The following is a 19,040-nucleotide window of genomic DNA, read 5'->3' on the forward strand; positions in this document are numbered from 1 at the left end:
CCATTGGGGGATCTATGGATCGATTTCCACACTCGCAGGATACAATCGTGCAGCGCGCCAATACTGGCCTGCAAACTTATATGGCGCAGGTTTATGGCTGGATGACCTGTGGTCTGCTGCTGACCGCATTTATTTCCTGGTACGCGGCCAATACGCCAGCGGTGATGGAGCTGGTGTTTGCCAGCCGCATGACCTTTTTTGGGCTGGTAATTGCGCAGCTGGCGGTGGTTTTTGTGCTGTCGGGGTTGGTGCATAAGCTGAGCGGGGCGGTGGCTACCGCGCTGTTTATGCTCTATTCGGCGCTGACCGGCTTAACGCTGGCCAGTATTTTCCTGGTCTATACCTATTCATCCATTGCCAGCACCTTTTTTGTTACTGCCGGAATGTTCGGCGCCATGAGCTTTTGGGGTTACACCACCAAACGCGATTTAAGCAAAATGGGCAGCATTCTGTTTATGGCGCTGATTGGTCTGCTGCTGGCTTCGCTGGTCAATTTCTGGCTGAAAAGTCCGGCGCTGATGTGGGCGATTACCTATATCGGCGTGCTGGTGTTTGTTGGCCTGACCGCCTATGACACCCAGAAGCTGAAAGCGATCGGCGAAAATATCGATACGCGTGATAAAGAAAATCTGCGTCGTTATTCGATCATGGGTGCCCTGACGCTCTATCTCGACTTTATCAACCTGTTCCTGATGCTGCTGCGTATCTTTGGCAATCGCCGTTAAAGTGGAGACAGTTTCCACCGCGCCGCCGTCAGGCTATGTTGAGGCAGTAAAGAAAAAGGCCGATCGCAAGATCGGCCTTTTTGTTGGGCGCTGTTTATATTGCTGCTCTATACCGTTTTCTCATGAGGGCTTAAATCTGGCTCCATGCCTTCGCGGCGCAGGTTGTTTGTCGCCTCTTGATCGTTACGCTCCTCCTGCCGCATTTTCTGCTCGTTCTTCACCCGCAGATGCTTCGCCCGGCTTTCCAGCCACAGATAAAGCACCAGCGCCAGCAGCAGCGGCACAATAAAGTAGAGAACGCGATAGGCGAGCAGGGCGGCGATAATCTGACCGTGACCGGCATGTTCGCCGCGCAGCAGCGCCAGGAAAACCGCCTCCAGGACGCCGATGCCTGCCGGAATATGAATTATCACCCCGGCGATACTGCTGATTAACAGCACGCCCAGCACCACCGGATAATCGACGCTCTGGCCCAGCAGCAGCCAGATAATAGCGCCCATCACCATCCAGTTCGCGCTGGAGATAACGAACTGAAACAGCGCCATGCGCAGAGACGGCAGCGCCAGCTTCTGCCCTTTAATCGTCCAGCGGCGGCGTTTGGAAAAGGCGCAGGCGGCCAGATAAGCGATCACCAGCAGCGCCAGCAGGCCGCCAATCAGCCGCAGCGTACCTTCGCCAATAAACCAGCCGGGCGGTACCGGCACCATGCCGGCGGTAAAAATAATCCCCGCCAGCAAAATGTAGCCAAGCCAGTTGGTAGCGATGCTGAGCGAAAAAATCCGCGTGATGGTGCTGCCGCTCAGCCCCAAACGCGAATAGAGGCGATAGCGCATCGCCACGCCGCCGACCCAGGTGCTGAGCGTCAGGTTAAAGGCGTAACAGATAAAGGAGACCAGCATTACCTGCCGCTTGGCCAGCTTATGGCCGCAGTAGGCACGGCCAATCAAATCGTAGCCGCCGTAGGCAAGATAGCTCAGGATCACCAGACCGACCGCGCTGAGAATCGCCACACGGTTATAGTTAACGATGACCTTCCAGACATCTTCCCAGTTAACTTTACGGGCGTAGACGACCAGCAGTACGACAACAGCAATAAAGAACAGCCAGGTAAGGATCTTCTTGGCCAGTTTCCATTTGGGATGAGCTTTTGACATCAGGATTTGACCCCTTGTTTATCACTACCAACGCGATCCTGGGTTTCCAGTTCCGGCTGAACCGGCGGCGGCACCTGCTTTACTTTTGGCGTATGCGCGGGCAGCCAGCCAGCAATGGCGGGGAAGTGGCGCAGGAAATGGAACACAATGATGCTTTTGCTCAGCTGTAGCCAGGTGCGCTTCGGCAGCTTGTCTTCTTCCACGCGCACGCAATCCTCCTGCAGCAGGCGTTCCAGATTATTGCGCAGCGTCTGGTTAAACTGACGATCGTGAATAATCAGGTTTGCTTCCAGATTCAGTGACAGGCTGAGCGGATCGAGATTGCTGGAGCCGACCGTGGCCCACTGTTGGTCCTGCACCGCCACCTTGCCGTGCAGCGGACGACGGATATATTCATAAACCTCGACGCCGCCCTCCACCAGATAGTTATAGAGCAGCTCCGCGCCCACTTTACAATCGGCATATCCGGCTCGCCCTGCACGATAAGCTGCACGCGCACGCCACGCTGCGCCGCGTTTTTCATTTCGCGCAGCAGGCGATAGCCAGGGAAAAAGTAAGCGTTGGCGATAATCACATCTTCCTTCGCGTTGCTCAGCATCTCCAGATAGTGCTGCTCAATATCGTCACGGTGTTCATGATTGTCGCGATAAACAAACAGCGCCTGCGCATCGCCTGGCCGCTGGTTGACCGCCGGACGATGGGAGCGGTGTCCCCACCAGCGATGCGTCGGCGCTTCACTGCCGATCGCCTCCTGCACGAAGCGGCCAATATCATCAACAATTGGCCCTTTCACTTCGATGGCGTAATCCTGTTTGGCTTCCGGGCCATAATCGCTGTTATGTTCGGCGGAAAAGTTGATACCGCCGACAAAGGCGATCACGCCGTCAACCACCACAATTTTCCGGTGCAGCCGTCGGAAAACATTGGTACGCATCCCCATCACCAGCGGACGCGGATCGTAATAGAGAAAGCGCACGCCCGCCGAGGTGAGACTGGAGACAAACTCATCCGACAGATCGGGCGAGCCGTAGCCATCAACCATCATCTCTATTCTCACGCCGCGCTTCGCAGCCGCGAGCAGTTCGCGATGCAGCGCCTTGCCGACGTTATCTTCAAACAGAATAAAAGTTTCCAGCAGCACGCTCTGTTGCGCCCGTTGAATCGCGCCAAATACGCGCGGGAAAAACTGTTCACCGTTCTCCAGTAGCTGGATACGGTTACCGTCGCGCCAGCTTGTTGTCATAGGTGAATCTCCACCGCCAGCGGCGCATGATCGGAAAGATGAGACCAGGGCCGCATCGGTAATGCTCTGGGATGACTGGCGCTGGCATTGCGCACATAAATGCGATCGAGCCGCAATACCGGGAAACGCGCCGGGAAGGTGCGCGCCGGACGCCCGCTTTTATAGCTGAAGACCTCATCCAGATTGGCGCAGCGTTTCAGCATTTTATTCGCGCGCGTCTGCCAGTCGTTAAAATCGCCCGCAACCACCAGCGGCGCGTCGGCGGGCAGGGCGTCAATCATTTCGCACATCATCTTCATTTGCGCATGGCGATGGGCATCGCGCAGACCAAGATGTACGCACATCACGTGCAGAATTTGATCCTGTTCCGGCAGCTGCAGCCGACAGTGCAGGACGCCGCGTTTTTCCGTACCCGCCACTGAAATATCACGGTTTTCATAATCGATAATCGGAAAGCGGGAAAGTACCGCGTTGCCGTGATGACCTTCAGGATAGACCGCGTTGCGCCCGTAGGCGAAATCGTTCCACATCGTATCGGCGAGAAACTCATAGTGTGGCGTGTCCGGCCAGTTTTCCACGTGCAGCGGATGCACGGCGTGGGTTCCCATCACCTCCTGCAAAAAAACAATGTCGGCGGAAGTGGCGCGTACCGCCTCACGCAGTTCAGGTAAAATAAAGCGCCGGTTAAAGCTGGTGAAACCCTTATGTGTATTAATTGTCAGGACTTTAAAGGAAAATCCTTGCGCTTTTTGTGACATACTGGGGGCGCTCTCCTTTTTGTTTTGATTTCCGATAAAGTGTAGTCTTTGTCACAAAAGGGCGCTGACTTCCGCCGCGATTTGCGGCATTGTCCGAAAACTACGTTACATTGAGGACATTCGTCATCGGCTTTGCCGACAACTTGGGCAGCGTTCAGTCGTTGTCAGGAGAAGAGGATGAAATTGTTTAACCGTATACAGATCGCTACCGGCCAACCCTGCCTGCATATTTCTTTACATCTGTTGATGCTTGTCGCTCTGGTTTGGGGCTGGCGTGAAAGGGCGTTGGTCGAAGTGAGCAGTGTACTGGTGGCGGCGTATGCCACGGTGTTTGTCGCCATGCTGTTAACGCAGCGTATTCCACGTTTGCGTCGCACCGGCGATTTTTTAGAAGAGATGACCACCACCTACTATTTTGGCGCCGCTATGCTGGTGCTGTTCCTGGTTTCACGCGTTCTGCATAACAACCTGCTGCTGGCGTGCCTGGGCGTGGTGATGCTGTTAGGCCCTGCGCTGGTTTCGCTGCTGGCGAAAGAGCCGCCGCCGCGCATTGAAAAGAAGCGTAGCTAATCCCAGTTTCTTCACTTATCGGGGCCGCATTATGCGGCCCCGGCTTTTTCTGCCGTACGCCTTTTTTACATGACAGCGGCGCACTGCTATCCCCACGACGTGTAAACTGTTACACTGATCTCATTACGCACCGTAGTTTGTGCCCTTTCAACCGCTTGCTCAACAAGCGTCATGATTTTCCCCCCTGGAAACTGCACCGTTAACGACGGTCAGGGCGGAACCGGAGTTAAACCCCTATGTCCTTTGATTCTCTCGGCCTGAACGCCGATATTTTGCGTGCCGTTGCCGAGCAAGGCTATCTTGAGCCTACTCCCGTCCAGCGTCAGGCAATCCCGGTGGTACTGGAAGGCCGCGATCTGATGGCCAGCGCGCAAACCGGCACCGGTAAAACCGCTGGTTTTACCCTGCCGATCCTGCAGCGTCTGAGCGCAAAAACGGCGGCGAAAGGCCGTCGCCCGGTACGCGCGCTGATCCTGACCCCGACGCGTGAACTGGCGGCGCAGGTCGGCGAAAACGTCAGCGATTACAGTAAATACCTGAACCTGCGCTCGCTGGTGGTTTTCGGCGGCGTCAGCATTAACCCACAAATGATGAAACTGCGCGGCGGCGTGGATGTGCTGGTGGCGACACCGGGCCGTCTGCTCGACCTGGCGCAGCAGAATGCGGTCGATCTCTCCCAGGTGGAAATCCTGGTGCTGGATGAAGCGGATCGCATGCTCGATATGGGCTTTATTCACGATATTCGCCGCGTGCTGGCACGTCTGCCGGCGAAACGTCAGAACCTGCTTTTCTCCGCGACCTTCTCCGATGAGATTAAAGCGCTGGCGGAAAAGCTGCTGGATAATCCCAGCCAGGTTGAAGTGGCGCGCCGCAATACCGCGTCTGAACAGATTACTCAGCACGTTCACTTTGTGGACAAAAAGCGTAAGCGGGAACTGCTGTCGCTGATGATCGGTGAGGGCAACTGGCAGCAGGTGCTGGTCTTTACCCGTACCAAGCATGGTGCCAACCATCTGGCCGAACAGCTGAATAAAGATGGCATCACCGCGGCGGCGATCCACGGCAATAAAAGCCAGGGCGCGCGTACCCGTGCCCTGAGCGATTTTAAAGGTGGACAGATTCGTGTGCTGGTCGCTACCGACATCGCGGCGCGTGGTCTGGATATCGAAGAGCTGCCGCACGTAGTCAACTATGAGCTGCCGAACGTGCCGGAAGATTATGTTCACCGTATCGGTCGTACCGGGCGTGCGGCGGCAACGGGCGAAGCGATTTCACTGGTCTGCGTCGATGAACATAAGCTGCTGCGTGATATTGAACGCCTGCTGAAACGTGAAATTCCGCGTCTGGCGAAGCCGGGCTTTGAGCCGGATCCGAGCATTAAAGCGGAGCCGATTATCAATGGCCGCCAGCAGCGCGGCGGCGGCGGCGGCGGTCGTAGCCAGGGTGGTCGCGGTCAGGGTGGACGTCCACAGGGCGGCGATCGCCAGCGTCAGTCTGCGACCGGCGAGCGTCAGCCGCGCCGTACCTCTGGCGAAGGCAACCAACCGCGCCGTGCGTCCGGTGAAGGCCAGCCACGCCGCACTTCCAGCGAAGGCAATCAGCCGCGCCGGACTTCGGGCGACAGCAGCCATCCGCGTCGCCTGTCCGGTGATGGCGCGCAGCCGCGTCGTCCTTCCGGTCAGCGTTCCGCGCAGGGACGCAGCGATAAGCCTTCCGGCAATCGTTAATTCCGCTTTGCTGAACACGGCTACCTCAGGGTAGCCGTTTTTTTATCCGCTCCGGCAATAAACGCGGGCTCAGGTGATTCTCACCTCTGCGCAAAAGGCGTAAACTTGCGCGTCAATTTTTTCAAAGGTATCTGTCATGCGGGTGTTACTGGCGCCGATGGAGGGCGTACTGGATTCTCTGGTGCGCGAACTGCTGACTTCAGTGAATGATTACGATCTCTGTATCACCGAGTTTTTGCGCGTGGTGGATCAGCTGTTGCCGGTAAAATCTTTTCTGCGGCTCTGCCCGGAACTCCAGCATCAGAGCCGAACCTCGTCCGGCACGCTGGTCAGAATCCAGCTGCTGGGCCAGCATCCGCAGTGGCTGGCGGAGAATGCCGCACGCGCGGTGGCGCTGGGTTCCTGGGGCGTCGATTTAAACTGCGGCTGTCCGTCGAAGCTGGTCAACGGCAGCGGCGGCGGCGCAACGCTACTGAAAGATCCTGAACTTATTTATCGTGGCGCGAAGGCGATGCGTGAAGCGGTACCTGCGCATTTGCCGGTCACGGTTAAGGTGCGCCTGGGCTGGGATTCTGGCGATCGTCGCTTTGAAATTGCCGATGCGGTACAGCAGGCGGGCGCCAGCGAGCTGGTGGTGCATGGTCGTACGAAAGAAGATGGCTATCGCGCCGAGGCGATTAACTGGCAGGCAATCGGCGAAATCCGCCAGCGTCTGCGTATTCCGGTAATTGCCAACGGCGAAATCTGGGACTGGCAGAGCGCGCAGCAGTGCATGGCGATCACCGGCTGCGATGCGGTAATGATCGGACGCGGCGCGCTGAACGTGCCGAACCTGAGCCGGGTGGTGAAATATAATGAGCCGCCGCTGGCGTGGCCGCAGGTGATGGCGCTGCTGCATCGCTATACCCGGCTGGAAAAGCAGGGCGACACCGGCATGTATCACGTAGCGCGCATCAAGCAGTGGCTTGGCTATTTGCGTAAGGCGTATCCGCAGGCGGAGGCCCTGTTTACCACGGTGCGCACGCTCAAAAGCTCAGCGGAGATCGCCGCAGCGATCGATCGTCAGTGCCAGATTAGCGATGTTTTGTAACATAATTATAAAAATTCCCTTTCAACCGCAGGGCTGGCGTATGATGTGTTTTCATCTCCCAGCTTTTGAATGCCCATGGCCCCGACAACTCCAGCTTTAACCAACGCCCAGCTTAACCGGCGTATTCTCTCCGTGATTGTTTTCACCTTTTTCTGTTATCTCTCGGTTGGCCTGCCGCTGGCGGTGCTGCCCGGCTTTGTTCATAACCAGCTGGGTTACAGCTCGCTGATGGCGGGGTTGATTATTAGCGTGCAATATTTCGCCACGCTGGTAAGCAGGCCGCAGTCCGGGCGGCTGGCGGATGCGTTAGGGCCGAAAAAAGTGGTAATGGCGGGCATGTGCTGCTGCGGGCTGAGCGGTGTGCTGACCATTCTGGCGGGGCTGGCGACCGCAACGCCGTGGCTCAGTTTGACGCTGCTGGCAGTTGGGCGCGTTTTCCTTGGCGTCGGTGAGAGCTTCAGCAGTACCGGCGCGACGCTCTGGGGCATGAATATCGTTGGCAGCACGCATACGGCGCGGGTGATCTCCTGGAATGGCGTCGCCACCTATCTGGCGATGGCGCTGGGCGCGCCGACCGGCGTGGCGCTCAATGCCCTGATGGGAATTCACGGCTTTGCCGCGCTGGTGACGCTGATGGGCGTGGTCGGTCTGCTGCTGGCCAGCCGTAAAGTGGCGGTAAGCGTGGCCGTCGGCGTGCGTATCCCTTTTCATCGCGTGGTGTCCAGAGTCTGGGCTTACGGGCTGGGCCTCGGGCTAGGAACCATCGGCTTCGGCGTGATTGCCACCTTTATTACGCTCTATTTCGCCAGCCGTCAGTGGCAGGGCGCCGCCTTCGCGCTCAGCCTGTTCAGCATCGGCTTTGTGCTGATGCGCCTGACTTTCAGCCGCACCATTACCCGTTTCGGCGGTCTGCCGGTTTCCGCCTGTTCATTTGCGCTGGAGTGCGCAGGGCTGCTGCTGATTTGGCAGGCTGATAGCGCGTGGCTGGTGGATATTGGCGCCTTTTTCACCGGCGCAGGCTTTTCGCTGGTATTTCCGGCGCTGGGCGTGGAGGCAGTTAAGCAGGTTGAAGTGCAGAATCAGGGCGCAGCGCTCGGCATTTATTCCGCCTTTCTTGATTTAGCGCTGGGGCTTACCGGCCCGCTGGCGGGGCTGCTGATTAATCATCTCGGGATAATGTCCATCTGGCCCGCCGCCGCGCTGATGGTGCTGGCGGCCATGCTGCTGACGCTGCGTCTGTGGCGACATTCACGCAGTGAAGTACTCAGCCGCGTCTGAATCACAGGTGCGTTGTTGCAGGCTGAAAGCTTTATCTGTGTCGCTAGTGCTAAAGTTGAGTCTGAATCGTAGGGCGGCGCTTTCTACAGCGTAATAAACAGCGTATAGAACAGCGCCGCCAGTAGCGCGCAGACCGGCAGCGTCAGCAGCCAGACCAGTCCCATACGTTTCAGCGTTGGCCACTGTAGCGCGTTGCGGTTAGCCACCATGCTGCCCGCCACACCGCAGGTCAAAATTTGCGTGGTAGAGACCGGCAGACCAAACTGCTCCGCCAGGCCCAGCGTGGACATCGTCACTAACTCGCTGCTGGCACCCTGCGCTGCACTGAGCGGCGTTTTGCCGGTACGTTCACCAATGGTGATGGCGATGCGCTGCCAGCCGATCAGCGTGCCCAAACCCAGCGCCAGCGCTACCATGATTTTTACCCACCACGGAATCCCGCTACTGGCATGATTCAGCTCGCCCGCCAGCGTCGTTAACAGCGCGCGCTGATTATCGGTGAGCGGTGCCGGGCTGCTTAACAGCTGGCGCAACGTTTTACCGACCAGCGCCATCTGCAGACGCAGCGCTGTAGCCCGCTCTGCAGGAAGCTGGCTGAAACTTTTAATGATACTAAGCTGCTGATGCAGGCTGCTGGTCACGTTGCCCAGCGCCGGAAGCAGCTCGCCGTGCCCGCGCTCCTGTGCCAGATAGTCACTCAGTCGCGCCTGCGCTGCCGACAGAGAGAGGTCGCTGCGCTGCGGCAGCTGCGCCTGCGCCTGGGCGGTCAGCATCGTCAGGCTGGCCAGCTCGCGCTCTGGCAAGGTGCGATTCAGCGCAAAAGCACCGGGCAGGGCAATCAGCAAAATCACCATGATCAATCCCATTCCTTTTTGTCCGTCGTTGGCGCCGTGAGCGAATGAGACGCCGCTGCTGGTCAGGATCAGCATGCCGCGTAGCCACAGCGGTGGCGGGCGACGAAAATCGCTGGGCTGAATAAGCTGACGATTAGCCAGCAACGTTTTCATCAGCCACAGCAGCAGAGCGGCCGCCACAAATCCCAGCGGTGGCGACAGCAGCAGCGCCCAGCCCGCCCAGCCTGCCTGATGCCAGTCGATACCGCTCAGCGTGCGATCGCCATTCAGCAGACTGCTGGCGACGCCGACGCCCAGCATTGCGCCCAGCAGCGCCTGAGAAGAGGAGGAGGGAATAGCAAAATACCAGCTGGCGAGATTCCAGCTAATAGCCGCCAGCAGCAGGGCATAAATCAACGCATAGCCGTGGCGGACGTCGAGCTGCAGCAGGCTTTCCGGCGGCAGCAGCGACATCACGCCCCAGGCGACCACGCCGCTTGCCAGCAGGACGCCCAGCATATTGGCGATGGCGGAAATGAATACCGCGCGGGCGGGTGAAAGCGTGCCGCTATAGATCACCGTCGTTACGGCGTTAGCGGTATCGTGAACCCCATTAATAAAGACAAAACCGAGCGCCAACAGCAGAGCGCCGCTCAGCAGCAGCGTGGTGCCAAACCCATGACTGGCGATCTCATTAAGATTCAGCTGCATCATCATCCAACCCGTTGCCGCAACCGGCAGCAGGGCAAAGATGACCGTCAGTAAGCGTAGCTGCCGACGAGAACGTGCCGGATAAAGCGTCGGGAAGCGTGACGTGTAACGGTTAAAAATGCTGTAGTCGCTCATATCGGGCCGTAAAATCGTGAAATACTACAGCCGTGATACGCTTGTAATATGACAGGATCATGACGCGGTGATTTCTGTGACATTACCGGACGTCAGGAAATAAAGCAGGCGGGAAATTTGTTATGGTGAAAAATAAGAACAACGCCAATTCAGCGAGTAATAAACAATAATAAATATATTCCTGAGCTTTAAGGGCGTAGCTTTATTTAATGCGCTGGAAACGCGTATTATTCTCAACAAGCGTCATTAAGTAGCAGAAGCTTTAACAGGCAAATAAACCGCGCCGCCAGCGAAATGGCCGGCGGCAGCGGCGTTGGTAGATAAAGGTTCCCTGGTGAGGCAAAAGAGCAAAAATTATTATTATTTTACAGCTAAGGTGACGCGAAGATTATTAAAGCGCGTGGCGCGTCAATAAAATATTCGTTGAATGTGAACTCTTTTCCTTTATTTTTTAATTTTTCACGAATAGGGAGATAATAATTCAAAAATAATTAATTCAATATTTAGATAAATAGCGGCTGCTCTGAGATGAATGCTGTCGAACCTGTACCGTTTCAGCCAATAAGCTTATGCCTTTATCTCTGTTACGAACTCTGCCAGCCGCTGGTGCTAACCTGAAATATCAGAGGTCCGCCGTTATCCTCATTGTGCAAAGATAAGTTTCGGAATTATCTTCTCTTTTCCTGCCCCCGGTTCGCTGCCAGGCTTACTCCTTCGCCCGCAGAGACCTCAAAAACCAGCCATGCTCTCTTCAAAAATATCCCGATTCTTTTTAACTGCCGCCTGGCTTAGCCTCCTTTGTTGCAGCGGTGCCGTGGCCGACACCGTCTGGCTAAGCAATGGCGATCGCCTGAGCGGCACTGTGCGTTCGCTCAGCGATGGCAAACTGATTATGGATACCAGCTGGGGCGGCACGCTGTCGCTGAACTGGAGTGCAGTCAGCACGCTGGACAGTAAAAATGCGATTACGCTGCGTAACAGCCAGACCGGAGAAAATTACAGCGTCAGGCTGGCGGCGGCCGAACCGGGTTACCTGACGGTAATCAATGAACAACAGGATGAGGAAAAGGTTTCGGTTTCACGGATCGATGAGTTTATGAAGGCTAAAGTCAGAAGCGATCGGCTGAAGTGGAACGGCAACGTAGACGCCGGCATCAACCTGAAGCACGCCTCGACGCAAACTCAGGACACCAACTTTGCTTTTAACAGCAAAATCAGCCAGGGCAAATGGCGTCACGATCTCGGCGCCACCTGGAACCGTGAAAAAGAGGATGCCAGCGTTAACACCAATAATTACAGCCTGCGCTACGCGCTCGACTATACCTTCCGCGAGCAGTTTTTCTGGCAGGGGCGCGCCAGCTATAAGCGCGACTGGGTGGAAGATCTGGCGCATCAGGCGCTTATCGGCACCGGCCCCGGCTATCAGTTTTGGGATAACGAGCTGGGATCCTTTTCGCTTTCGCTGCTGGCGGGTGCCTTTGGCTATGGCTACAGCGATGGCAGTGTTGACAGTCATTACGGTGCTTCGCTGCGCTGGGATTATCAGCGCTATCTGCGCGGCAAAGAGATTATCCTGTTCAGCCACGGCGAAGCGGGGCATTCGCTGGATGAGGAGGGCGTTTTTACGCTGGATGCCGAGGTGGGATTGCGTTATGCCCTGACCAGTTGGTCAACGCTGAATATCGGCTACGCCCGCGATTTTGTCAGCGGCACCAGGGACACGTTGAATGAACGGCGCTTTACTACCGGTCTGGGCGTGAAATGGTAAAAAAAAGGGCGATGCTGCGCATCGCCCCTGGTCAGAAATTTTATGTCAGGAACCGCTATTGCCGTCAACCGGCTGTGCTGGTTCTACAGGCGCTGGAGCAGGCTGCGCTGGCTCCACGGGCGCAGGCTGAGCCTGGTCAATCGGTGCCGCGCCGTTATTCGCAGGCTGAGCCTGATTGATGGGCGCCGCGTTGCCGTTTTGCTCGGCGGCATTAGCTGGCAACGTCTGGTTTGGCGCCACGGTGCCCGCGCTTTCTGGCACTACCGGCTGCATCGGTGCTTCTTCGGCTGCGCCGTTGATTTTCACCGGCATACCGGAACGCGCTTTCAGTGCCTGATCGACAATCGCCTGATTAACGCTGGCATCAGCGATGATTTTGCTGACTGCTGGCGTCAGATTAATCGGTACCGGCGCACGAGATTTAAACTCTTCTTCCGTGGTGGAAAGCGGGTTATGAATCTCGACGTAACGCGAACCGTCCGGCTCGACCGTCGCCTTCACCGGCTGATCGATAAACTGTACGCGCGTGCCAACCGGCACATTGTCGAACAGCCATTTAATATCGTCAGCGCGCAGACGGACGCAGCCGTGGCTTACGCGCAGGCCGATACCGAAGTTGGCGTTGGTGCCGTGAATGGCATACAGACGGCCAATATAAAGCGCATAAAGTCCCATCGGGTTATCCGGGCCAGCCGGGAACACCTCAGGCAGCGTCTCGCCGCGCGCGGCGTACTCTTCATGCATCTTCTTGGTTGGCGTCCAGGTCGGGCCCGCTTTTTTGCGCTGCACGGTGGTCGTCCAGTCTACCGGCGTATCTTTGCCCAGCTCACCGATACCAATCGGCAGCACTACGACCGTTTTGGTGCCTTTCGGGTAGTAGTAAAGACGCATCTCGGCGCTGTTGATCACGATGCCTTCACGCGGAGCGTCAGGCAGAATTAACTGATGAGGAATAATCAGTTTAGAACCGGCCTGCGGCAGATAAACATCAACGCCAGGGTTGGCTTCGAGCATATTGCTCAGGCCCATTTGATACTGCGCAGCAAAGGCTTCCAGCGGAAGTTTGCTGTCCTGCGGGATAGTAATTTCCAGGTTTTCGCCTGTCAGACGGCTGTTAGCCGGCGGCAGGGGGTAAACCACAGCAAGCGCCTGCTGGCTGAATGCCACCAGTGCTACTGCCAGTGAAGCGATCGCGCGAATGCTCTTTTTCATCTTATTTCAGTTGTTTAATGCCATTACAGGCTTGTTAGATAGTCAACCCAGGTGCGGCCAGTATGACCGGCTGCACATTATATGTGCATAACATCTGATTGTGGAATCAGGATTTTTCGTTATCACATCATCTTTCATTAACTCTATGTCATTTAACGCAATCCTGCCTGGGCCGAGCCGGTTTTTTACCTTCAGGGTTGCCACTGCGGATCGTCGCCGTCCAGCTTGCGGTTCAGGAAAAAAGCGGCGCTGATTAAGGCCAGATGGCTCAGCGCCTGCGGGAAATTACCCAGCGCGAAGCCGTGAAAATCGAACTCTTCGGCGTAGAGGCCCAGCGGATTGGCGTAGCTCAGCAGCTTTTCAAACTCAAAGTGCGCTTCTTCAACGCGTCCGGCGCGCGCCAGGCACTCCACGTACCAGAACGAACAGGCGACGAAAGATCCTTCGCGTCCGGCCAGCGCGTCGGCGGGCGTCTCTTCGCGGTCATAGCGCCAGACCATGCCGTCGCGTACCAGCTTCGCTTTAATCGCATCCAGCGTCGCCAGCCAGTCGGGATCGGTCGCGCCGACAAAGCGCACCAGCGGCATCAGCAGCATGGAGGCGTCAAGGGATTTGCCGTGGCGCGTGGCGGTAAAATGTCCCAGATCCTCATTCCAGAAGTTTTGCCAGATATCCTCGCGGATGGCGCTGCGTTCACGATCCCAACGCTCGTAGGGCATTGGCAGCGAGCGCTTCATGCCGAGGCGCAGCGCGCGGTCAAGCGCCACCCAGCACATCAGGCGCGAATGGAGAAAATGCTGCGGCTCGCCGCGCATCTCCCAGATCCCGGCGTCCGGCTCCTGCCAGTGATCGCAGATATAATTGATGGTGCTGCAGACGTTGCGCCAGCCACGTTCGGAAATCGCCTCGCCATACTTATTGGCAAGATAAACCGCATCCATCAGCTCGCCGTAAATATCGAGCTGCGTCTGCCGCCAGGCGTCGTTGCCAATGCGTACCGGACGCGAATCGCCATAGCCAGCAAGATGCGTGAGTTCGCTTTCGTGCAGCTCGGTGCCGCTGTCGAGGCGGTACATCACTTGCAGCCGCTCTTTATCGTGATGGCTGTTTTCCACGCAGTGGCCGACCCAGTGGGTAAAGCGTTTCGCCTCATCGACATAGCCGAGGCGCATCAGCGCATACACGCTGAAAGAGGCGTCGCGGATCCAGGAGGCGCGGTAATCCCAGTTGCGCTCGCCCCCTGGCTCTTCCGGCAGGCCGAAGGTCGCGGCGGCGGCGATAGAGCCGTGCTGCCAGGAGGTCAGCAGCTTCAGCGCCAGCGACGATCGCTTCATTATCTCCTGCCAGCGGCCGCGCCAGTTGCTCTGCTGGCACCAGCTACGCCAGTAGCGCAGCGTTTCCTGAAAACAGATATCGGTTTGCAGATTGTCCAGATGCTCATCCTGTGCGCAGCCGAAAATAAACTCCGCATGCTCACCGGTTTGCAGGCTGAATTCCGCTACCGCCGCCTGGCGATCGAGCCTCAGCGGCACGGTGGAGGTCAGACGCAGCGTGGGCTGGCCCTCAGCGCTGAACAGCGCGGCGTTATCCTTAAGCTTTGCTTTGGTGGTGGCGCGCGCATAATCATGGCGCGGCGCGCAGCGCAGGAAAAAGCGCCCCTGGCCGCGCACCATTTTCAGGCGACGAATAATACGCGGCTGGCTGTCATTGCGCTGGCAAATCGGCATGTAATCGGTAATTTCCGCCACGCCTTCGGCGGCAAGCCAGCGCGTTTGCAGAATATTGGTATCGGGCAGATAGAGCTGCTGACGTCGGCACGCTTTCCAGGCCGGCGTCAGGCTGAACAGGCCCGCTTCATCACTGTCCAGCAGGGCCGTAAATACCGATGGACTGTCGAGGTTGGGCCAGCAAAAATAGTCGATGGTGCCGTCGTCTGCGACCAGCGCGCAGGTGCGCAGATCGCCAATGACGCCGTGGTTATCGATCGGTCGTTTAATCTCAGCCATGCTTGTCCCCGGTTGCGCGCGGTAAATGATTACTATAGCCAGGCTGGCGCCAACGTGACGGCGCATGCGAAATGAACGGCTATACTTGCTGTTCATTTATTAAGCGCAACAGAGGAGTAAAGCGATGTCGACAAACAAAGTCGCCGTAGTCACCGCATCGGATTCCGGCATCGGAAAAGCCTGCGCGGTCATGCTGGCCGAGCAGGGTTACGATATTGGCATCACCTGGCGTTCTGATGAGCGCGGCGCGCAGGAGACGGCGGAAGAGGTGCGTCGGCTGGGACGGCGAGCGGAGCTGACGCAGCTGGATCTCTCCGATCCGCAGCAGGGCGGAGAAGCGTTGCAGGCGCTGATTACCCGGCTGGGACGCATCGACGCGTTGGTGAATAATGCTGGCACCAACGTTGAAGGTGATTTCCTGGATATTGCTTTTGACGACTGGCGCAAAGTTTTTACGGTGGATGTCGATGGTGCGTTTGTTTGCGGGCAGATTGCCGCACGTCAGATGGTAAAACAGGGCGATGGCGGGCGTATTATTAATATCACGTCGGTGCATGAGCATACGCCGCTGCCGGGTTCGGTCTCCTATACCGCAGCGAAACATGCGCTGGGCGGCCTGACCAAAGCGATGGCGCTGAGCCTGTTGCCGCATCAAATTTTAGTGAATGCGGTAGCGCCTGGCGCCATCGCCACGCCAATGAACAATATGCAGAACGCGGACGCGCACAAGGTGTCGCTGCCGCATATTCCCGCCGGACGCCCCGGCGATACGCGTGAAATCGCCAGCATGGTCGCCTGGCTCTGTTCCGAGTGGTCAACCTATACCACCGGTCAGTCGTTTATCATCGACGGCGGTTTTATGCTGGCCAATCCGCAGTTTGCCGCCGCGCAGCAGGAATAAGGTTTTATGACGACGGGGCGGCCTGGCCGTCCCGTTTTGCTTTTCCGTTCCGCTTCCTTCCGCGTTATGATTGGCCGCAAAATCGAGAAGGAAGCATGTATGTCTATGGAAATTCCTCTGCTGGCGGTGCGTGATGTCAGCTATTCGCTGGCGGGTAAAACGCTGCTGGCGCCGGTCTCTTTCACTTTACAGCAACATGAATTTGTCTGGCTGACCGGCCCCTCCGGCAGCGGGAAAACCACTTTACTGAAAATTATCGCCTCGTTGCTTTCGCCTGACAGCGGCAGCGTCGCGCTGCGCGGCGAGGAGGTCGGCACGCTGTCGCCGGAACGCTGGCGTCAGCAGGTCTCTTACTGTTTTCAGACGCCGCAGCTGTTTGGCGCGACCGTCTATGACAACCTGGCGTTTCCCTGGCAGCTGCGTCAGCAGCAGCCGGAAAAGCGGGCATTGCAGCAAAGCCTGACGCAGCTTGATTTGGCGCCGGAGATGCTGGAGCAGCCGATTGCCGGACTTTCCGGCGGCGAGCGGCAACGGGTGGCGCTGCTGCGTCATCTGCAGTTTCCTCCGGCGGTGCTGCTGCTGGATGAGGTGACCAGCGCGCTCGATACGGAAAATAAAGCCAGAGTTAAACAGCTTATTCAGCAAACCATGGCGCAGCACGCCATGAGCGTACTCTGGATTAGCCACGACGGGCAGGAGACCGGTGACGGTGCCCGCGTTATCGCATTAACCCGCATGGAAGCCACACAATGAACCATCCCGCTATCAGTAATACGTCGCTGGCGCTGGCTTTTATGCTGGTGCTGGTGGCGCTGTTGGTCAGCCAGAAAGAGAAGCTGGGGCTGCATAAAGATATTTTATGGAGCGTCACGCGCGCCATTATCCAGCTGACGATTGTCGGCTACGTCCTGCACTATCTGTTTGATTTCAATAACCGCTGGCTGACACTGCTAATGGTGCTGTTTATCTGCGTTAACGCGGCGCTGAACGCGCGCAAACGCAGCAAGCGCATCGGCAAGGCGTTCCTGATTTCGTTGATCGCGATTGGCACCGGCACCGGCCTGACGCTGACCATTCTGGTGCTGAGCGGCGCGCTCGCCTTCGTGCCGATGCAGGTAATTCCGGTTTCCGGCATGATCGCCGGTAATGGGATGGTGGCGGTAGGCTTATGCTATACCCAGCTGAACCAGCGCTTTGCCGATAATCGCCAGCAAATCGAGGAGATGCTGAGTCTCGGCGCGTCGGTCAAACGCGCCTCGGCGCAGCTGGTGCGGGAAAGTATTCGGGCGGCGATGATCCCGACGGTGGACGCGGCGAAAACCGTTGGGCTGGTCAGTCTGCCGGGCATGATGTCGGGGTTGATTTTCGCCGGTATCGATCCGGTACAGGCGATTAAATACCAGATTATGGTGACCTTTATGCTGCTGGGCACGGCGGCGATCTCAACGATTATCGCCGCCTGGCTGGGCTATCGGCGTTTTTACAATGCGCGCGCGCAGCTTAATTTTTAAGAGACCTTCATCCGCCGCGCTTATAGGTTGCGCGGCGGTTAATCATTATCGTGACGACGCGACCAGTGGCGGAAAGCCAGGCGTAGCAGCAGTACAAACGCCACCGCCGCCGCCAGCCACAGCAAGTGCTTCAAATGGTGGTCGAGGCGGTGCAGCCACGGCGTAATCATCTCACCGGCAAAATAGCCGAGCGTGACAAACACCAGCGACCAGATAAACGCGCCGATGGCGTTAAAAATCACAAATTTCAGCGGGCTGATGCGGCTGGCGCCGATAATAATCGGCCCGATCACGCGAAAGCCGTACATAAAACGCACGCCGATAATAAACAGCACCGGATAGCGACGAATCATCCGGTTGGCGCGTTTCAGCTTGCCCTGATGTTTTTTAAAACGGCGCAGAATGCGCGATCCGAAATGACGGCCAATATAGTAAAGCAGCTGATCGCCCAGGAAGCCGCCGACCATCACCGCCACCACCACGCCGCTGTAGCGCAGCAGTTTTTCATGTGCCATAACGCCGCCAAGCAGCGCGAATGTTTCCCCTTCGGCAATACAGCCAATCACGACGGCCAGATAACCATATTGTTCAATGAGCTGATTAATATCGAAATGCAAAACTTACCGTCCTTTTTATTTTGGCGTCAGGGTAAGTGTACACCCCGTTAAGCCCACCTTGCGAAAATCGCGCAGGACGCGCTCGCGCCGGCGCCTGCTTTGGTGAAAAAATAGCCAGCTGCATTATACTTAAGGAGAAACCGTCGCGCGGCTGCGCACGGTCAGAAGCAGCAGAGGAGCAAAGCGATGAACCATGTCTGGGGTCTTCTGGTGCATCCCGATCGGGAAATGCGCACAATCGAACGGGAAAACGAAAGTGTCTCCCATCACTACACGCACCATGTGCTGTTAATGGCGGCGATTCCGGTCATTTGCTCGCTGATTGGCACCACGCAGCTGGGCTGGCATCTGGGCGGTGGGCGTACCATGCCGCTCGATCTCTCCACCGGGCTGGTTCTTGCCGTGCTGTTTTATCTGGTGATCCTCGGTGGCGTGGCGGTAATGGGGCGAATTATTCACTGGATGGCGCGGGATTATCCGCAGCGGCCCAGCGTGCAACGCTGTACGGTCTTTGCCGGCTATGTCGCCACGCCGCTGTTTCTCAGCGGGATTATCGCGCTCTATCCGCTGGTCTGGCTCTGCCTGCTGGCAGGCGCGGTGGCGCTGGTCTGGACCGGCTATCTGCTCTACGTCGGCATTCCTCCGCTGCTGAATATCGATCGCGACGAGAGCCTGCGCTTTTCCGGCTCTACGCTGGCTATCGGCATTCTGCTGTTTGAAGCGCTGCTGGCGCTGACGGTATTGCTGTGGGGCTACGGTTATCAGCTCGGATAACGCGCGTTGCGCGCGCAAACCGCTGTG

At 57.3% G+C, this 19,040-nt stretch carries 16 protein-coding genes and 1 pseudogene; 10 read left to right on the forward strand and 7 right to left on the reverse strand.

Annotated elements, in window-relative coordinates:
* Window positions 1-14: 14 nt before the first annotated feature.
* Window positions 15-725 (forward strand): Bax inhibitor-1/YccA family protein, encoded by a 711-nt coding sequence (locus tag P3C52_RS04415; RefSeq protein ID WP_275553990.1) that lies wholly within the window; start codon window positions 15-17, stop codon window positions 723-725.
* 107 nt (window positions 726-832) lie between these two features.
* Here the strand turns inward: P3C52_RS04415 and P3C52_RS04420 are convergent, their stop codons facing one another.
* The 3 genes and pseudogenes from P3C52_RS04420 to P3C52_RS04430 form a co-directional block, all read right to left on the reverse strand.
* On the reverse strand, window positions 833-1,879 hold the full coding sequence (locus P3C52_RS04420) for a lysylphosphatidylglycerol synthase domain-containing protein (RefSeq protein WP_275553991.1): 1,047 nt from the start codon (window positions 1,877-1,879) through the stop codon (window positions 833-835).
* Window positions 1,879-3,122, reverse strand: a pseudogene (clsB, locus tag P3C52_RS04425) (cardiolipin synthase ClsB). Before clsB ends, P3C52_RS04420 begins: the two are co-directional and overlap by 1 nt.
* Entirely contained in the window at window positions 3,119-3,880 is a 762-nt protein-coding gene (locus tag P3C52_RS04430) for an endonuclease/exonuclease/phosphatase family protein (protein ID WP_275553992.1), read from the reverse strand. Before P3C52_RS04430 ends, clsB begins: the two are co-directional and overlap by 4 nt.
* A gap of 177 nt (window positions 3,881-4,057) precedes the next feature.
* On the opposite strand from P3C52_RS04430, the gene P3C52_RS04435 reads away from it, so the two are divergent.
* The 4 genes from P3C52_RS04435 to P3C52_RS04450 all read left to right on the forward strand — a co-directional run bounded on the left by P3C52_RS04435 (window position 4,058) and on the right by P3C52_RS04450 (window position 8,545).
* Window positions 4,058-4,450: a YbhQ family protein gene (locus P3C52_RS04435; protein WP_275553993.1), complete on the forward strand. Its 393-nt coding sequence runs from the start codon at window positions 4,058-4,060 to the stop codon at window positions 4,448-4,450.
* Between the two features lie 236 nt (window positions 4,451-4,686).
* Window positions 4,687-6,177, forward strand: coding sequence for an ATP-dependent RNA helicase RhlE (rhlE, locus tag P3C52_RS04440; protein ID WP_275553994.1), 1,491 nt, complete (start codon window positions 4,687-4,689; stop codon window positions 6,175-6,177).
* Between the two features lie 136 nt (window positions 6,178-6,313).
* The gene (gene dusC, locus P3C52_RS04445; RefSeq protein ID WP_275553995.1) at window positions 6,314-7,267 is read left to right on the forward strand and encodes a tRNA dihydrouridine(16) synthase DusC; all 954 of its coding nucleotides are present in this window, start codon (window positions 6,314-6,316) and stop codon (window positions 7,265-7,267) included.
* A gap of 75 nt (window positions 7,268-7,342) precedes the next feature.
* Window positions 7,343-8,545, forward strand: a complete 1,203-nt coding sequence (locus P3C52_RS04450) for an MFS transporter (RefSeq protein WP_275553996.1) — start codon at window positions 7,343-7,345, stop codon at window positions 8,543-8,545.
* A gap of 83 nt (window positions 8,546-8,628) precedes the next feature.
* Here the strand turns inward: P3C52_RS04450 and P3C52_RS04455 are convergent, their stop codons facing one another.
* Window positions 8,629-10,224: an inorganic phosphate transporter gene (locus tag P3C52_RS04455; protein WP_275553997.1), complete on the reverse strand. Its 1,596-nt coding sequence runs from the start codon at window positions 10,222-10,224 to the stop codon at window positions 8,629-8,631.
* An 814-nt stretch (window positions 10,225-11,038) separates the two neighbouring features.
* Here P3C52_RS04455 and P3C52_RS04460 point away from each other — a divergent pair.
* A complete protein-coding gene (locus P3C52_RS04460) occupies window positions 11,039-11,992 on the forward strand; it encodes a DUF481 domain-containing protein (RefSeq protein WP_275553998.1) in 954 nt (317 codons plus the stop codon).
* A gap of 45 nt (window positions 11,993-12,037) precedes the next feature.
* Here P3C52_RS04460 and P3C52_RS04465 read toward each other — a convergent pair whose 3' ends face one another.
* Entirely contained in the window at window positions 12,038-13,204 is a 1,167-nt protein-coding gene (locus tag P3C52_RS04465; protein WP_275553999.1) for a L,D-transpeptidase family protein, read from the reverse strand.
* Window positions 13,205-13,395: 191 nt separating this feature from the next.
* Window positions 13,396-15,210: a glycoside hydrolase family 15 protein gene (locus tag P3C52_RS04470; RefSeq protein ID WP_275554000.1), complete on the reverse strand. Its 1,815-nt coding sequence runs from the start codon at window positions 15,208-15,210 to the stop codon at window positions 13,396-13,398.
* A gap of 124 nt (window positions 15,211-15,334) precedes the next feature.
* On the opposite strand from P3C52_RS04470, the gene P3C52_RS04475 reads away from it, so the two are divergent.
* The 3 genes from P3C52_RS04475 (at window position 15,335) to fetB (ending at window position 17,622) form a co-directional block, all read left to right on the forward strand.
* A complete protein-coding gene (locus tag P3C52_RS04475) occupies window positions 15,335-16,111 on the forward strand; it encodes an SDR family oxidoreductase (RefSeq protein ID WP_275554001.1) in 777 nt (258 codons plus the stop codon).
* A 99-nt stretch (window positions 16,112-16,210) separates the two neighbouring features.
* Window positions 16,211-16,864, forward strand: a complete 654-nt coding sequence (locus P3C52_RS04480; RefSeq protein ID WP_275554002.1) for an ATP-binding cassette domain-containing protein — start codon at window positions 16,211-16,213, stop codon at window positions 16,862-16,864.
* Complete coding sequence (gene fetB, locus P3C52_RS04485; RefSeq protein ID WP_275554003.1) at window positions 16,861-17,622, forward strand: iron export ABC transporter permease subunit FetB; 762 nt, start codon at window positions 16,861-16,863, stop codon at window positions 17,620-17,622. Before P3C52_RS04480 ends, fetB begins: the two co-directional genes overlap by 4 nt.
* A 38-nt stretch (window positions 17,623-17,660) precedes the next feature.
* Here the strand turns inward: fetB and P3C52_RS04490 are convergent, their stop codons facing one another.
* Entirely contained in the window at window positions 17,661-18,239 is a 579-nt protein-coding gene (locus P3C52_RS04490; protein WP_275554004.1) for a DedA family protein, read from the reverse strand.
* Window positions 18,240-18,425: 186 nt separating this feature from the next.
* Between P3C52_RS04490 and P3C52_RS04495 the strand changes: the two genes are divergently transcribed.
* A complete protein-coding gene (locus P3C52_RS04495) occupies window positions 18,426-19,013 on the forward strand; it encodes a Yip1 family protein (protein ID WP_275554005.1) in 588 nt (195 codons plus the stop codon).
* The last annotated feature ends 27 nt before the right edge of the window (window positions 19,014-19,040 follow it).

The organism is Mixta sp. Marseille-Q2659 (assembly GCF_940807255.1).
In the GTDB taxonomy this organism is placed as follows: domain Bacteria; phylum Pseudomonadota; class Gammaproteobacteria; order Enterobacterales; family Enterobacteriaceae; genus Mixta.

Excerpts from the sequence above, each read along its gene's own strand:
- P3C52_RS04415 (WP_275553990.1), top strand. The coding sequence starts at position 15 with ATGGATCGATTTCCACACTCGCAGGATACAATCGTGCAGCGCGCCAAT.
- P3C52_RS04420 (WP_275553991.1), bottom strand. The coding sequence starts at position 1,879 with ATGTCAAAAGCTCATCCCAAATGGAAACTGGCCAAGAAGATCCTTACC.
- P3C52_RS04430 (WP_275553992.1), bottom strand. The coding sequence starts at position 3,880 with ATGTCACAAAAAGCGCAAGGATTTTCCTTTAAAGTCCTGACAATTAAT.
- P3C52_RS04435 (WP_275553993.1), top strand. The coding sequence starts at position 4,058 with ATGAAATTGTTTAACCGTATACAGATCGCTACCGGCCAACCCTGCCTG.
- rhlE (WP_275553994.1), top strand. The coding sequence starts at position 4,687 with ATGTCCTTTGATTCTCTCGGCCTGAACGCCGATATTTTGCGTGCCGTT.
- dusC (WP_275553995.1), top strand. The coding sequence starts at position 6,314 with ATGCGGGTGTTACTGGCGCCGATGGAGGGCGTACTGGATTCTCTGGTG.
- P3C52_RS04450 (WP_275553996.1), top strand. The coding sequence starts at position 7,343 with ATGGCCCCGACAACTCCAGCTTTAACCAACGCCCAGCTTAACCGGCGT.
- P3C52_RS04455 (WP_275553997.1), bottom strand. The coding sequence starts at position 10,224 with ATGAGCGACTACAGCATTTTTAACCGTTACACGTCACGCTTCCCGACG.
- P3C52_RS04465 (WP_275553999.1), bottom strand. The coding sequence starts at position 13,204 with ATGAAAAAGAGCATTCGCGCGATCGCTTCACTGGCAGTAGCACTGGTG.
- P3C52_RS04470 (WP_275554000.1), bottom strand. The coding sequence starts at position 15,210 with ATGGCTGAGATTAAACGACCGATCGATAACCACGGCGTCATTGGCGAT.
- P3C52_RS04475 (WP_275554001.1), top strand. The coding sequence starts at position 15,335 with ATGTCGACAAACAAAGTCGCCGTAGTCACCGCATCGGATTCCGGCATC.
- P3C52_RS04480 (WP_275554002.1), top strand. The coding sequence starts at position 16,211 with ATGTCTATGGAAATTCCTCTGCTGGCGGTGCGTGATGTCAGCTATTCG.
- fetB (WP_275554003.1), top strand. The coding sequence starts at position 16,861 with ATGAACCATCCCGCTATCAGTAATACGTCGCTGGCGCTGGCTTTTATG.
- P3C52_RS04495 (WP_275554005.1), top strand. The coding sequence starts at position 18,426 with ATGAACCATGTCTGGGGTCTTCTGGTGCATCCCGATCGGGAAATGCGC.